We start from the raw sequence: 13,808 nt of genomic DNA on the forward strand, positions 1-13,808 counted from the left end.
TTCCGCGGGGGAAAATCTCACTGAACGGCTTTCAGGTTTTCGTGGTTACGGAAGTCTTCGGCCACAGGTCGATCAGGTACTGCTCGGTGCCGTCCAGGGTGTGGAGCCGAGTGACTCTTTCCCTCGGGGACGCCTCGGTTTCATAGAGCTCCTCACGCAGCTCATCGATCCGCCGGCGTGCCGTGTCGCGGCCGCGGTGGCGGACCCGCACGCAGAAGATCCCCGTCACCGGAAGAGTCCACTCGGCCGACGGTCCCATCGTCCACCGGTCCACAAGCAGCACCCCCGACGGGCACAGAAGCTCCGTCGACTCCCCCTCAGACCACGCCTCCCCTTCCTCTGCCTCCCCGGGTCCTGGGTCCTGCTCCCACAGCCGCAGGCGAACACTGACACGCACGATGTCATCCACGCACTGCAGATACAGCCGACGCAGACTCCCTCCGACCACCTCGCGGTAACCAGGCAGTGGGAGCGGATCCTCATCGGTCCCGTAGTCTTGGTCGTGGAGGTCGACGATGCGGTAGCTCGCATCGGTGAGCGTGTGGAACTCGGCCAGAGGAGTCATGGTCATCTCACTCAGGTTTGATTATTCGTTTCTGACTTGGAGTCCGGTGTGAGCGAGGAACCCGTCCAACAGGTCCGGGCGGTACCGCAGCCGGCGCAGCCCCGACCGGACCGCCCCACTCAGCTCCGCGAAGGACAACACCGCCAGATTGGCCAACCCCGTGCCCTTGAGATGGGACCAGGCCTACTCCACCGGGTTCAACTCCGGAGCACAACAGGGCAGGTACTCCACCTCCAGCCACTTCCGGGCCTCGATCGCCGCGCGCATCCGCCCACTGCGGTGGGCAGCCAGGTTGCCCCACACCAAGATCACCGGCGCGCCCAGCACCCGGTGGACACCGTCCACGAAGGCGACCAGATCGCGGTCGCGGTACCACCCCGGGCGGGTGCGAAACAGCATCCGCGACACATGGCCGCGCCGGTAGCAGCACACCGCGGCCATCGACATCTTCACCGGACGGCCCCTGACCACGTGCAGCACCGGCCTCTGGCCCACCGGCGCCCAGGTGCGGGACCAGGCCCCGGTCAGCCCCGCCCCCGCCTCGTCGGCAAAGACGATCCAGGCCCCGCTCCGGGCCCCCTTTTCTCGATCCGCGGCCAGGCCTGTTCGACCCAGGCGGCGATGGCCCGCTCATCGCGCTCCAGGGCGCGGCGGGCCGGGACCTGCACCGACCACCCCATCGCCTTCAACAAACGCCACACCCCCGAGGGGTCGGCGTAGGCGGCCCCGAAGGCCTCGGCGATCACCCGCCGCACCCGGTTCAAAGTCCAGGCATCGGTGGCAAAACCGTAGTCCTTGGCGCCCCGGCGCAGGAGCTGGCGCAGCCGCAGGCGCTGGTCGGGGTCCAGGTAGCCCTGGGGGCCGGTGCGGCCCTTGCTCATCAGCGCGTCGGTGCCGCCCTGGTGCCAGGAGCGCCGCCAGTTGTTGACCGCGCGGGCGGTGACGCCGAGCATCTTGCCGATCCGGGCGTCGGACATCTGGTCCTGCTCGAACAGGGAGGCTGCCATCAGGCGGCGTTGCTGCTTGTCGTGGGCGTCCATGACGCCCCTCCTCGGAGAGAAGTTCCAGGTAGAAGGGCATGTACCCGCCCGGGAAACAAACAATCAAACCTCAGTCAGGTCCGCGACCCTCTCTTGACGCTGGGGGCCGATGCTTCGAAGATGGCGTCGGCTCTCGCCCCGTTTGGAAGGCAGACCCGTGATGCGCGTGGTGGCCGAAGTTGTCCTTGTCCTGCTCACCGTGGTTTGTGGGGTGGCGCTGCCCGCCCTCGCCTTCTTCTTCGGGGGTGTGGTCACGTTCCATACTCTGCGGCTCACCGGTGCCGGTTGCGCCCGTCGGCCCGGCACCGATCCGCCCGAGTACAGTTGCGACCACATGGGCTATGTGATTCCCGTCCTCCTCGGCGGGTTCCTTGTCGGCCTGGTGGTGCTTGTCGTCTACGTCCTGCTGCTGCGGCGGTTCCGCGGTCGGCCTCTCACGGAAGCCACGGCCGGAGTGCTGGTGGGTATGCTCCTCACCCTGGCAGGGGTAGCGCTGTTCGCCGCGACCTTCTATCTAGGGGGCCAAACGAGCCTCACCATCGTCCAAAACTTCGACATCGTCTGCGTGAACTCCTGGACGGAACCGGTACCGCCAGAGAACGCCTGCCGAAACACCGACCATGTCACGCCCGTCCTGTTCGGCGGGCTCGTGACCGGTGCCGTCACTGCCGCCGCCTATGGACGAGGGCTCCGATGGCTCCACAGAAGGAAGGCAGAAGCCAGCCCTCGCTTCCGCCAGGGACGGACAGTCCCGCAACGGAGGCGGGGATTGAGGGGACAGGGGTAAGAGCACGCCCGCCCCCAGTGTCTCTTCCAGCAAGGCGAACCTCCCAAGGAGAAGGTCCCGAAGCAAGGAAACAACCGGAACCGCGGCGGGCGCTCCGGCGGTACCGGCCTACGGGGGGCCTGGTTTTCGTTAACGGCTTCTTCAGGAGAAACGTCCGATCCAGGAGTCCTCCTCCAGTGCCTCCAACGCCCGCTCTTCCTCGGCGGTGAGGAGTGTGAGGGTGAAGTCGTCCCAACGGCGCAGTTCGGCGAGTTCGTCGCCTCGCGCCGGTTCCACCCGCGCCACCTGGCCGCTGACGAGCCTGAACACCAGGCCACCACCGGGCCCGTCGGTGACACTGGCCCAGTGCAGGCAGCGGCGGCGCGCCAGGTTGAGGTTGAAGACATACCATCCGGTTTCGGGATCGACGGCGCCGCGCAGAATCGGGCGGATCCACACCAGGGTCGGGTCGTCCTCTTCGACACGGAAGCAGCGGGCCAGCGCGGACCGGAAGACCTCGCCCCCGTCGGGATCGGTGACCACGAGTTGCGCCCCATGCTCCAGGGGGTCCTCTGACGGCGTATGGGTTCCGTCCAGTAGACGGGTGAACGACTGCTGCCACTCCACCGGCTTTCCTCTCCTCTGCCGCCTCTACTGCACGATCTGGTCGACGGGTTGTCCGTTCAGGTGGGTGATGCCCTTCTTCGCCAGCAGCGCCAGAACCTCTGTGCGCTGCGCGCTGTCGTGGCAGAGGATTCGGGAGGGGGCCTGGGCGCCCAGCAGGTCCAGGCCGTGGCGGAACATGACCTCGTTGTTCTTGGCGCTGAAGTGCGCCATCTTCACCGGGTCGGTGGTCATGCCCTGCACCGAGTGGTTCCCCTTGGGGTTGAGCGCGCCGAAGTGGTCGCCGTCGTATCCGTAGACACCGGTGTTGTCCAGCAGCCTGACCGGGTCGTCCCACACCAGCCGCGGGCCTTTGCCGACCGATGAGCTGGCGCGTACGCGGGTGAAGACGGCGTTGGCGCCCCCGGAGTACTTGTCGCTGCTCTCACTCATGCCCTTGCCTGCGGGGATGCCCATGACCGCGCGGCGTTCGGTGGAGGCCAGCACCCCGGTGGCGAGCAGGTCGGTGAGGTTGGCGCCGGTGACGTGGTGGACCAGGCTCCTGCCCTGCCACGCGGCCTCCACCGCCGAGTGCTGGTTGCCCACGTCGAACCGGCTCCAGGTGAGCCATCCGCCCGAGGCACGCGGGGCGGGGTCGTAGCCGGGGCTGGCGGCCAGGGTCGCGCCGTCGGCGTGTCCGGTCGCGGTGGCGACCGCTTCGCGCACCATCCGCACCTTCTTGGGCAGGCAGGCCGCGGCGGCCTCGATCTGCCATTCTTTGGCCAGTGCGGCCAGTTGCTGGTCGTCGAGGCCGACCGCCTGGTGGGCGTGGGTGTGGTAGAGCTCCTGCAGTTGCAGTTCCTCCAGTTCACCGGCGTGGGTCAGGGCCGTCTTCACCGCGGGGTGCTCGCCGAGGCGTTGGGCGTCGATGTTGGCGGCCAGGTAGGTCCACTCGCCCTCGGCGTGGGTCATCGCCCGGTTCACCAGGTTCAGCTCGCCGAGTCGGCGGACGAGTTGGTGGCCGTGCCCGGCCCCTTGGGGTGCGTGGACCTCCAGTTGCCCGCGCAGCGAGTACTCGTGTTCGGCGGGGTCGTTGGCGCTGTAGGGCCGGTACACCGCCTGCCAGCCCTCGCCGAGGTCGATGGCGTACTCCTTGCCGTCCGCTGGGGAGCGGCTGGTGCCGTCCCAGGTGGCGGCGCCGGTGGCCGGGTCGATGTGGGCCTGGATGCGGCTGGCGTCGCGCAGGGTCGCGGCCAGCAGTCCCGGCCCGGGCTCCTCCTGCGGGGCGGGCACCAGTTTGGTGATGGTGGCGACTCCTGTGTGCAGGTAGGGGTGGACGTGGGGAACCTTGCCGCCCTCCTCGTACGGTTGGGCGGCGGGGTCGGCGACGCGTGCGGCGATGGCGTCCAGGTGGGCCTGGTAGTGGGCGGCCATCGTCTGCTCGTCGGCGGTGGTGTTGGGGTCGTCGAGGACTTCCTGCACGGCGGCCTGCGCGGTGGCCAGGTACTGCTGGGTGTGCGGGGGGATCGGCAGTGCGTGTTTGAGTTTGTGGTTGACGCTCTTGGCGGTCTTGGCCACCAGTTCGTGCAACTGCTTGTGCTCGTCCGCGGGAAGCCGCCCGTTGATCTCCTCCTGCACCTGGACGGCCACCAGGTGTTCTGCGTCCAGGGCGAGGGCGTCGGTGAGTTTGGCCTCGGCCTCCTCGGTGAGTGTGGCCAGCAGCACCTCGCGCGGCCCTCCCCCGTCGGGTGAGGTGTAGGAGATCAGGGTGGCGGTGGCATCGGCCAGGTCCGTGCCCCCGACCAGCACCGGAACACCTGCCGCCCGCCCCTCGGGCGGGGTCTGGGGGATCGGGGTGACCACGTCGCCGCGGGGGTCGGCCCGTGCGGTGGTCGCAGTGCCGTCCTCCTCGTCCACGGCGTCGGGGGGCACGGGAGAGGAATCGTCCGGCTCCGCGCCCGGTGGGGGCGGGGTGCTCTCGCTCACCGGTTGTGTGCCGGTCCCTGCTGTACCGGCGAAGTCGACGGCGGCGTCTGGTGGCATGTCCTCAGCAGGAAGAAAGTTCACCGTTTCCGCTGCCGGTTCCCCGAGCACGGGGACCGGCGGGGTGGTGGGTGCGGTGGTGTAGGTCTCGTGCTTCTTCGATCCGCCGCTTCCCATGTCAGGCCCCGTACTTCAGGGCCGCCGCGCCGGCGAGTTCGAGCTCGCTGGTGAAGAAGTCGGCGAAGGTCTCGCGCAGGGTGTTCTTGCGTTCCACCGCGTGGTCCAGGAACGCCTCAGCGATCTGCGCAGGAGTCACGGCGGATTCGGGGATCGTGTGCTGGTGGGCAGCACGTTTGCGCATGGTCGCCACCCAGTGCACGCCCGTCCCTCGCTGGGCGCCCTCGTAGGCGGTGGAGCGCAGCATGGCCCGCCACTGCGCGTCCGGGATCGACTCGATCTTCTTGATGACCGGGTGCGCCGCGGCCGGGCGGATCCGCACCCCCTTGGCCAGGTGGTGGGACAGGGCCGCCTGGTAGGCCTTCTGGTAGGCGGCGGGGGTCGGGTTGGGGGCGTATTTCAGCGACAGCGTGTCCTGCCCGTAGTACTTGAACGCCTGTCCCGCGTCGATGGGGATCAGGCCGCCGGAGGGGGTTTTGAGGATGTTGTCGACGTGGCCGTCGTGGTCGCCCATCACCCAGGCGGCCACGTGGGTGCGCACGAGGGCGTCCACGTCGGCCTGGGACCAGGACTTGACGTCCCCGGACAGCGGTTTGGCGCCCTTGACCATCGGCTGGACCACGCCCTTCTTGCCGTCCACGGTCGCGGTGTAGACCGGGACCGCGGGGATGCCCGCGGCGTCGTAGATCGCCGAGGCCGCGGCTTCTCCGTGCGCGCGGGCACCCTGGGCGGACTGGTCGGGTTTGAACAGCCACTGGCCGCCGTCCGGGCCGGTGTGCAGGCTCTTGGAGTGCATGCCGCCCAGCCCGTGGGCGGCGACCCCCTTGCCGAAATCGTGTTCGTTGACCACCGCCGGGTCGAGCCGTGGGGGGAGGGCCGAGGCCGCCGCCCCGTGCTGCTTCAACGCCTGCACGAGCGCGGCGTGCTTGCCCAGGAACCCGGTCCTGCTCGAGGAGGGCTTCGCGGCGGGCGGGGGGTTCGTGGAAGCGGGCACGGCAGCGCTCTGGGACGCTGCTGCCTGGCCGGTCTGCGCTGCCTGGGCCGCCTTGGCGTCGACCTGCGCCTGGATCGTGTTCTTGTCCAGGTGGGGATCCCAGTGCGCGGCGATGAACTTCTTGGCCAGCGCCTTGTTCGCCGCCTCGGCGTTGTGCAGTCCCAGTTCGGCGGCGACCTGCTTGAGCGCCCCGGTGTTCTTGCCGACCGCCCACGCCTCGAACTTCGGCGTGAAGTATCCGCTGCCGACGTCGTTGATGGGCACCGAGGTCAGCGCCGCCCACGAGCCGCCGGGCGTGGTGTGGTCCCACACGGCGATGTCCGATTCGGCCTGGGTGTAGACCTGGGCGGCCTGGGCGAAGGCCGCCACCTGGGTGAGCGTGTCCGGATCCTTGACCGGGTGCAGGTGGGACGGCAGCACCAGTCCGTCGCCGTCGCCGAGGAAGGGGTGGAGCGCGGTGTAGGAGGACTCAAGGTCGGCGAGCTGCTGGAGGCGCTGCTCCGCCAGTTCCGCGGTCGTCTCCTTGAGCTCTGCGGGAACACCCTCGCGGACCAGCAGCAGGGCCGCGGCCCGGTCCAGCACCGTGCGCTGCTGCGCGGTGATCAGTCCGGCCTGCTGCGCCTGGTCCAGCGCCTTGTCCGGAATCGCGGACCCGACGGGCAGGGCGTTGATGATCTCGTCGAGCTGCCCCTGGGCCGCGCCCTGGCTCGCGGCCACCGCGTCGGCATCAGCACCGGGCACTGTGGCGGTGCTGATCCGGTTGCCGGTGGCGACCAGGTCGGCCAACACGTCCGCGCGTCCTTCGGTGTCGCCGAGGGCGAGGGCGTGGTAGGCGGCGACCTGGATGTTGAAATGGGTGTTCAGCGCGGAGAACTGTGCCGGGTCGGCCTGCCACGTCCCACCCGAACCGGCGGGTGGATCGGCGTCGGCCAGCGTCACCCCGGGCACGTCCTGGCCCGCGCACAGGGCGTGGTAGCGCTCCAGTGCTTTGGCCTGGATCTTCGCCTTGGAGACACTGTCGCCGGGATAGACCGGATCAAGCCAGTGCGCGAGCGCATGGGGCTGACCGGGCTGGTGGTTGAGACCGACCAACCCGGCATGCTGGAACCCGTGGGCGGCGGCGAGCTGCTGGAGTTCTTCGGCGGTGAGTGAGGCCAGCGCCGCCGAGGAGGCCTGCTTCAACTGGGCGCGCACAGCGGCGACCGCATCCGCGGGAGCTCCGCTTTCCTCAGCCAGGATGAGCGAGGTGTCGGCGTGGGCGACCGCCTCGCTCACCGCCGCGTACCAGTCCTCCAGGTCACTGGTGGGGTGGTCGACGGCGTAGGCGGCCGGCCCTTCGCTGAGGACGCCGTTCACCATGTCGATGGCCTCGACCGCCGCGGCGAGGTCGTCCTCCCCGGCAGCCTGCCCACTCGCCACCACACCGCCGCCGGTGCCGGCGTCGAGGACCGCATCGGCGGTGGGCGCGGTGGCATACGTGGTGTGCTTGTGCGACCCTCCGGACCCCACTCAGACCTCCCCGAGGCCGACGAGGATCTGCTCCAGGACGCCTTCGACCAGGTGGGGCAGGCTCGGCGCGGGCTGCGGGTCGAGTTCGGCGAGCTGGACCGTGCCGTTCTGGGCCAGCCACTCCTCCACCTTTTCCGCGGTGAGCGGCGTGTTCTCGGCGAGCCGCTGCCGCCACGGCCAGGCCGCGCCGTGGTCCAGCGGCACCCACGACACCGCCGTCCGCCACCCGGCCGGACCGTCCTCGGTTGCGAGGACACCGACCGGATCAAGGGCCGCCCCCAGGGCGGGGCTCCACACCAGCAGCACGAACAGCCGACGTCGGGACGGGTTCACGTGGTCTCCTTCGGGGTGTGGTCGGGCAGCAGCGAGGCCATGTAGCCGACCGTGGAACGGAAGGCATCAGCGGTACGGGCGTGCACCCGCCGGCGGCCTTGGGGGCCCATGACCTCGCCGTGCAGGCCGTAGGCCTGGGCGGTCTGGTTGATCAGGTGCAGCCGGGTGCCGAACAACTCGACGGCGGCGCCGATGCGGTCGGGCCGCGACAGGCCGGTGAGGATCACCGGAAGCCCGGGCGGGAGTTCGGCGGCCAGCCAGTGCAGGCCGGGCAGCAGCCACGACTCCCAGTCCTCACCCGAACGCATGGTCTGGGCGTTGACCGCGATCGCGGGAGGGTGGGTGTCGGCGATCCACTCGCCCCACCGCGCCAGGTCCTCCAACCGGAACCAGTACACGTTGGGCACGGTGAGCAGTCCGGCTTCGGCGAACTCGGCGGCCAGGATGAGGGAGCGGCGCAGGTTGAGCAGGTGCTCGGAGCGGGGCCAGTTGCCGTACACGCTGTAGTTGCAGGCCAGCACCAGATCCCAGCCCTGGGCCGCGATCCGTTCCACCAGCCGGTCGCGGCGGCGCGCCGTCCACAACGCCTCCACCAGCGGGTCCGTGCCGTAACCGGACAGCACCGCCAACTGGCCCGGGCGCAGCCCCAGGAGTTCGTGGGCGTCGGCGCCGTCGCTCCATCGCGGGTAGAGGCGGTGGCTGTCCGCAGAGAACACCCGGCGCAGCCCCACCGCGTAGGCGGGCCAGTCCAGGTGCGCGTCCAACTCGGGAACGCCTGTGCCGTCCACCTGGGGAATGTAGGCGGGCAGCCCTTCGGGGAGTCGGCCGTGGAGTTCGATGTCGTCGAAGGTCAGTGTGCCGCCGACGTCGGCCATCCACGCGCGGATGTTGTCGCGCGAGCCGCAGCGGATCGGACAGGTGCCGCACGCCCCGCTGCCCGTGGCGGCCTCGGCGCGGGCGCACCCGCAGTAGGAGCAGTCGGAGTTGCAGCCCGAGCACAGCGGCTCGACGGTGGCGGGGCCGCCACGGCCGTCTGGTCCCGTCCAGAACGCGCACGTCGAGCAGTCGCAGCCCCGGCCGGGAAGGGGAAGGCCGGTGCGGCTCATGTGTTCGCCCCCTCCTCCAGCAGCGGACGCAACTCTTCCAGCAGCAGCCGCAGCGACCCGGCGGCGTAGCGGTCGAGCCTTCGACCCGCGCGGAGTCGTGCCACCAGGCGCCGCAGCGCCTCCACGGCCTCGTCCGCCTCGACGTACTCCGGTGCGGCCGACTCCCCACCGGGGACAGGCGCGTAAACCGACGAGGGTCTGTCTTCGTTCCGGGAGCGCTGATCGGACGTGGTGTCGCCGGAGGAACGCATCGCGTGGACGAGTTCGGACGGGCGGCCGGCCTCCTCGCGGCTGAGCTTGGCCGTCCGGGACTGGTTGGCCTCGTCATGAGCGGCCTCGGCCCTGTCCAGCGCCTCGTCGGCGCAGAGACCGGGGTTGTCCAGGCCGGCCTGGACCGCTGCGGCCAGCAGGTGCGGCTGTTTACGGGCTTTGACCGCGGCCCAGATCTGCTCGGCCGCCTCCGCTCGCCCCGCCAAAAGCCGGGCGAAACGGATGCGGGTGTGCAGGCGGATCTTCGCCTCGTCCATCTCCTCGCAGATGTGCCGGGGCAGTGCGCGGAACGCGGCGACGAGTTCGCGGGCCTTGCGCGGCGACAGTTGCAGCCCGAGCCGGTGCAGGACTTCCGACCACGGGGCCGCGCAGTCCACGTCCTGGCCCCGGATCCGCTCCAGGGCCTCCCACCGTGCGACCGGGTCCTCGATCGCGTCGGTCTCGGCGGGGATCGGTCTGCCCGCGCGCAGCAGTTTGCCGGTCAGCACCGCGCAGCGGTGCAGCAGCAGTGCCGCGGCCTGCTCGCCGGGCTGCAGGGGTTCGCGGGCGAGGTTCTCCACGATCTGCCAGACGCGCCGCTCCTCCGGGCTCAAAGGCCCCGGGCAGATGATCGCGGGCAGGGACGCGAAGTGCGGGTTGTCGGGCAGGTTGACCGCGCCCCACCGGCACGCCCGCAGGCGCCGCTCCCCCGCCACCAGATGCAGCGCGGGCGGACCGTGTGGGGACGTGATCTCCTCGGCCAGGACCGGTTGGAGCACTCCCACCGTGGCGATCGAGCTGATCAGGTCCGCCAGTTCGGCCGGGGCTGTCGCCTCCCCGGGCTCGCGTCCCTGAAGCCCGGTGGCCGCGCTCCCCGGTCCCCGCAGTGGGATGGCGTCGTAGCGGCGCCGCCGCAGCCGGGAAGACCTCGGCAGCGCGGCGACTCCGATGGGCGGGAACGCACCGTACTCTTCGGGTTCGTCTAGCACGACCAGAACAAGAGCCGGTCCCTGGTGAAACGTGACACCGGGGCGGGAGCCGGTGTCTTGTTCCGCTCCTGGGCGGCTCCGTGTCCGTGGATGCCCGGCGCGTTGAGCGGGGACTGGAACTGACGGTTCTCCGCTGGTCTCTTCTCATCGAGGTTTGATGGTCGGATTCTGCGGTGGAGACGGTTCCGCCGCCACTCCCGGTGAGGTCGAGGCATTCCACCGAACGCTCCAGAAGCGGGACACCACCGGCTGCCGATGTCCGGACTCGGTGCCCCGGGGCGCCTTGACCAGGCGCTGCCAACCCGTGGGGGCCGCCCTGGGCGGTTGGGGTGGAATGTCCCGCCTTTCTCCGGGTTCTCCGCGAAGAACCCCTCGCCCACCGCAGAATCCAACACTCGCACCCCAGTCAGACGGGTTCTCCACCACGAGGGGTCCCGGTCCGAAACAGCGCTTGAGGTTTTGTCCGGGCTCTCGGGAAGTGGGTGAGACCAGTCTCTGTGTCTTGACGGAACCGCAGGCCGTTCGTGCTTCCTGCGTGTGCGGGAACAACCCCCGGCGGGTTTACATCGTAGATTTCTTCTGTGTGTGGTCCCCTCGCGTGCGGGGACGTCCCACTCCGCACACGACAGCGCCCCCGAAGGCAAGGAGCTGCGGGGCGTAGAACAGCGAACAACCTGCTACAGGCGCCCTGCCTTGATCTCCGCCAGGAACTCAGACCACGCCGACGCCGTGAAGTCCAGGGGTCCCGACTCCCGGTGCCGGGTGCCACGCACCAGCACGCCAGCGCTCCCCCGCTCAGCAAACTCAACACGGTTTCCTGAACCGCTACTGAAGCTGGACTTGCGCCAGAGCAGCTTTCCAGACATTCAGTTCTCTCCCACTACCGCACGGATCACGTCGGCTGAAGCGGCGGTGGACAGCGCTTCGCCCTGCAGAGCACCAAAGATGGTGTCGCACCGCGATACACCGCCCGACCGGTCAGCCATCTCCCTCCCAGCATGCGGTCGATACAGGCGACCGGCGGGCGGTCCCGGAAGCTCATGCCCCCTGGGAGACACAACTCCGAACGCAGCGCTGACGGCTCGCCAAGAGAGTTGCTTCCGGTACCGCCATGCCCGCCGCCACTGGCCCACCGCGTCCCTGAGCGTGGCCGCCAGACCCGGTGGGCGGGGCGGCGCCGTGGCGGCGAAGGCCGCGTCGACCTCGACGGTGAAGAAGTCCTCGGCCCGTCGCCGCCGGTCACCGCGATCCGGGCCTGCCGTGCCCCGGCCCAGAAGGCGTACATGTGCGGGCTGGTCATGAGGTGGCGGAGCGCGCCGCGCAGTTCGTCCAGTTCGATGGTCCTGGTCCCGTAGGCGACCTTCTGGAGGTTGAGGACGAGATTGCAGTAGTGGTCCCTGCGGGTCTCCCCCACCCCCGGGTACAGCTCGGGCCAGGCCTGGAGCAGCTCCTCGTCGTCGATCGCCATCTTGACGAGGTCGGTGTGGACCTGGCGCAGCGCCACCTCGCTGCTGCGCCGCTGGTCCTCCAGGGCGACGCTCAACTGCGACTGCTGGTTGCGCAACTCCTGCTGCTGGAGGAACAGGGTCGACGCGATTCCGATGAACGCGATGCCGGAGAAGAAGACACCCACCGGGGACACGGCCTGCCCGATCTGGGACCAGCGGTTCAGCGTCTCGTCGTCGACCCGGAGCAGCAGGAGGACCGGAACCACCAGGCCGGCCGCCACCGTCACGGCACCGAGGACGACGGCGACACCGATCGCGACGGACCGCACTCGCTTCCGGCTCACCCGCGCACCCCACCGTTCACTCCCCGCAGTGGCCAGACCGCGCCTCAAAGCCCCGCTTCCGCGAGGAAACGGTGCAGCGGCACCGCTTCGGCCCGCAGTTCCAGCGCTGTGGCCTCCAGTTCGCGCACCACTTCGGCGTCGCGGACCAGCCAGCCGCCCGTCTGCTCGCCGACCGGTCCCGGCCCGTAGTCGTGGACCAGGGCGGTGTCCCGGTCGAACAGCAGGAAGTCGAAGCAGTCGTCGCCCGGCAGCGGCGTGCCCGGTTCGGCCCGCACCACCTCGATGGTCTCGCCCATGCGAGCGCGGATCCGGTAGGCCAGCAGCTCGTAGCGCAGATAGTCGGTCAGCGGTTGGCGCAGCACCCGGATGCGCGCGAACTCGATGCCCCGCGACCGCACGTCCGCATACAGCGGCCGGTCGGCCTCGGCCTCCTCGCGCAGCAGCTCCACGGCCAGGTCATGCTCGCCTTGTTCGTAGGCGTGCTGGGAGGCGCTGTTGACGTTCTCCCGGTAGGACTGCCAGCACTCGACCTTGAGGAACCGCTTCCCCAGCCGCGCCCAGGCTCGGGAGAACGCCGAGGCGAAAGCGTCGAGGTCGAGCCGTTCCCCACGATCCACCGCCCAACCGGGTGGTCGCACCTATTCCTCCGGAATGTCTTTCCTGGCCGCCACCAGGGTGCTACGCGGAATGCGGACGATCCGCTCGTTCGGCGCACACCTGGCGTCGGACAGCGGTGTCTCACCGAGTTCCGCGGTCACGTCCACACCGATGACCGCGCGACTGCTTCCTCAGGGGCAGGGGACCCGGTGGTCAGGGGCATGCCCCTGATGCTCGCGCGGCCAAGCCCCTCACCCGCGCGGAACCAACAAAAACTCCGTAGGCCGCTTCCGCGGGGCCGGGGCGGCGGTGGTGTCAGACGAGTTCGAGGCCGCCGTCGACAGTGAGGACCTGGCCGGTCAGCCAGGTGGACGCGGGGTCGGCCAGACGCAGGATCCAGACGGCGATCTCGTGGGGCTGGCCCCGGCGGCCCAGCGGGACGCGCGCGGCCTCCTCCCGCCTGATCCGTTCGATCTCGGAGTCGGACAGGCCGGCGGCCGCCAGCGCCTCGCTCTCGGTGGGGCCGGGGGCCAGCGCGTTGACCCGGACACCGTCGCCGGCGAGCTCGACCGCCCAGGTGCGGGTGAGTGACTCCAGCGCGGCCTTGGACGCGGCGTAGTGGGCGGCGCCGGGCAGGGGACGGTGGCCGTAGGTGCTGGAGACGTTGACGATGGAGCCACCACTGGAGCGCAGGTGGGGCAGGGCCGCGGCGGCCAGCAGGCTGGGCGCGGTGACGTTGAGGGAGAACAGGGCCTCCACTCGGGCCGCGTCGGTGTCCTCCAGCGGCATCACCGCGGTGACCCCGGCGTTGTTGACGAGTGTGTCGACGCGCCCCCAGCGGCGGACCGCGGCGTCGACGACTCCTGCGGCGGCGCCGGGGTCGCGCAGGTCGGCGGTGTGGACGGTGATGCGGGGGTGCAGGTCGGCGGTGGCGGCCAGGGCTTCGGGGCGGCGTCCGACGCCCAGGACGTGGGCTCCGGCGTCGGCGAGGGCGACGGCCGTGGCGCGGCCGATCCCGGATCCGGCTCCGGTGACGACGGCCACCCGGCCGGTGAGGTGGTCCTGGTGTACTCCGGTCATCACAACCCCCTTGTTCGATGTTCGT

Annotated in this window: 14 protein-coding genes; 1 reads left to right on the forward strand and 13 read right to left on the reverse strand. The window is 70.1% G+C overall.

What is annotated here, in order from left to right:
* Positions 1 to 31 precede the first annotated feature (31 nt).
* The 3 genes from NI17_RS10015 to NI17_RS10025 form a co-directional block, all read right to left on the reverse strand.
* Entirely contained in the window at positions 32 to 565 is a 534-nt protein-coding gene (locus tag NI17_RS10015; protein WP_147416997.1) for a hypothetical protein, read from the reverse strand.
* 183 nt (positions 566 to 748) lie between these two features.
* Positions 749 to 1,180: a transposase gene (locus tag NI17_RS10020; RefSeq protein WP_199860199.1), complete on the reverse strand. Its 432-nt coding sequence runs from the start codon at positions 1,178 to 1,180 to the stop codon at positions 749 to 751.
* Positions 1,090 to 1,605 carry a winged helix-turn-helix domain-containing protein gene (locus tag NI17_RS10025; protein WP_084012856.1) on the reverse strand — a complete coding sequence of 172 codons (516 nt, stop codon included), beginning with the start codon at positions 1,603 to 1,605 and terminating at the stop codon, positions 1,090 to 1,092. The genes NI17_RS10020 and NI17_RS10025 overlap by 91 nt, the downstream gene beginning before the upstream one ends.
* 157 nt (positions 1,606 to 1,762) lie before the next feature.
* On the opposite strand from NI17_RS10025, the gene NI17_RS10030 reads away from it, so the two are divergent.
* Positions 1,763 to 2,392, forward strand: coding sequence for a hypothetical protein (locus NI17_RS10030; protein ID WP_119268125.1), 630 nt, complete (start codon positions 1,763 to 1,765; stop codon positions 2,390 to 2,392).
* A gap of 141 nt (positions 2,393 to 2,533) precedes the next feature.
* On the opposite strand, the gene NI17_RS10035 is transcribed toward NI17_RS10030, so the two are convergent.
* The 10 genes from NI17_RS10035 to NI17_RS10080 all read right to left on the reverse strand — a co-directional run bounded on the left by NI17_RS10035 (position 2,534) and on the right by NI17_RS10080 (position 13,783).
* A complete protein-coding gene (locus NI17_RS10035; protein ID WP_068693724.1) occupies positions 2,534 to 2,998 on the reverse strand; it encodes a hypothetical protein in 465 nt (154 codons plus the stop codon).
* A gap of 24 nt (positions 2,999 to 3,022) precedes the next feature.
* Positions 3,023 to 4,960, reverse strand: a complete 1,938-nt coding sequence (locus NI17_RS10040; RefSeq protein WP_243597675.1) for a hypothetical protein — start codon at positions 4,958 to 4,960, stop codon at positions 3,023 to 3,025.
* Positions 4,961 to 5,135: 175 nt separating this feature from the next.
* Positions 5,136 to 7,637 (reverse strand): hypothetical protein, encoded by a 2,502-nt coding sequence (locus tag NI17_RS10045; protein ID WP_068693727.1) that lies wholly within the window; start codon positions 7,635 to 7,637, stop codon positions 5,136 to 5,138.
* Positions 7,638 to 7,970 (reverse strand): hypothetical protein, encoded by a 333-nt coding sequence (locus tag NI17_RS10050; protein ID WP_068693729.1) that lies wholly within the window; start codon positions 7,968 to 7,970, stop codon positions 7,638 to 7,640. It lies immediately after the preceding gene.
* Positions 7,967 to 9,076: a DUF4417 domain-containing protein gene (locus tag NI17_RS10055; protein ID WP_068693731.1), complete on the reverse strand. Its 1,110-nt coding sequence runs from the start codon at positions 9,074 to 9,076 to the stop codon at positions 7,967 to 7,969. The genes NI17_RS10050 and NI17_RS10055 overlap by 4 nt, the downstream gene beginning before the upstream one ends.
* Positions 9,073 to 10,314, reverse strand: a complete 1,242-nt coding sequence (locus tag NI17_RS10060) for a ParB/RepB/Spo0J family partition protein (RefSeq protein WP_234402135.1) — start codon at positions 10,312 to 10,314, stop codon at positions 9,073 to 9,075. Before NI17_RS10060 ends, NI17_RS10055 begins: the two co-directional genes overlap by 4 nt.
* 677 nt (positions 10,315 to 10,991) lie before the next feature.
* A complete protein-coding gene (locus tag NI17_RS10065) occupies positions 10,992 to 11,180 on the reverse strand; it encodes a DUF397 domain-containing protein (RefSeq protein WP_068693736.1) in 189 nt (62 codons plus the stop codon).
* Positions 11,181 to 11,206: 26 nt separating this feature from the next.
* The gene (locus NI17_RS10070; protein WP_147416998.1) at positions 11,207 to 12,106 is read right to left on the reverse strand and encodes a DUF6082 family protein; all 900 of its coding nucleotides are present in this window, start codon (positions 12,104 to 12,106) and stop codon (positions 11,207 to 11,209) included.
* 44 nt (positions 12,107 to 12,150) lie between these two features.
* A complete protein-coding gene (locus tag NI17_RS10075) occupies positions 12,151 to 12,744 on the reverse strand; it encodes a DUF6879 family protein (RefSeq protein WP_068693740.1) in 594 nt (197 codons plus the stop codon).
* Between the two features lie 274 nt (positions 12,745 to 13,018).
* A complete protein-coding gene (locus NI17_RS10080) occupies positions 13,019 to 13,783 on the reverse strand; it encodes an SDR family NAD(P)-dependent oxidoreductase (RefSeq protein WP_068693742.1) in 765 nt (254 codons plus the stop codon).
* Positions 13,784 to 13,808: the final 25 nt, after the last annotated feature.

Origin of the sequence: Thermobifida halotolerans, from assembly GCF_003574835.2 — a bacterium.
Taxonomy (GTDB): Bacteria; Actinomycetota; Actinomycetes; order Streptosporangiales; family Streptosporangiaceae; genus Thermobifida; species Thermobifida halotolerans.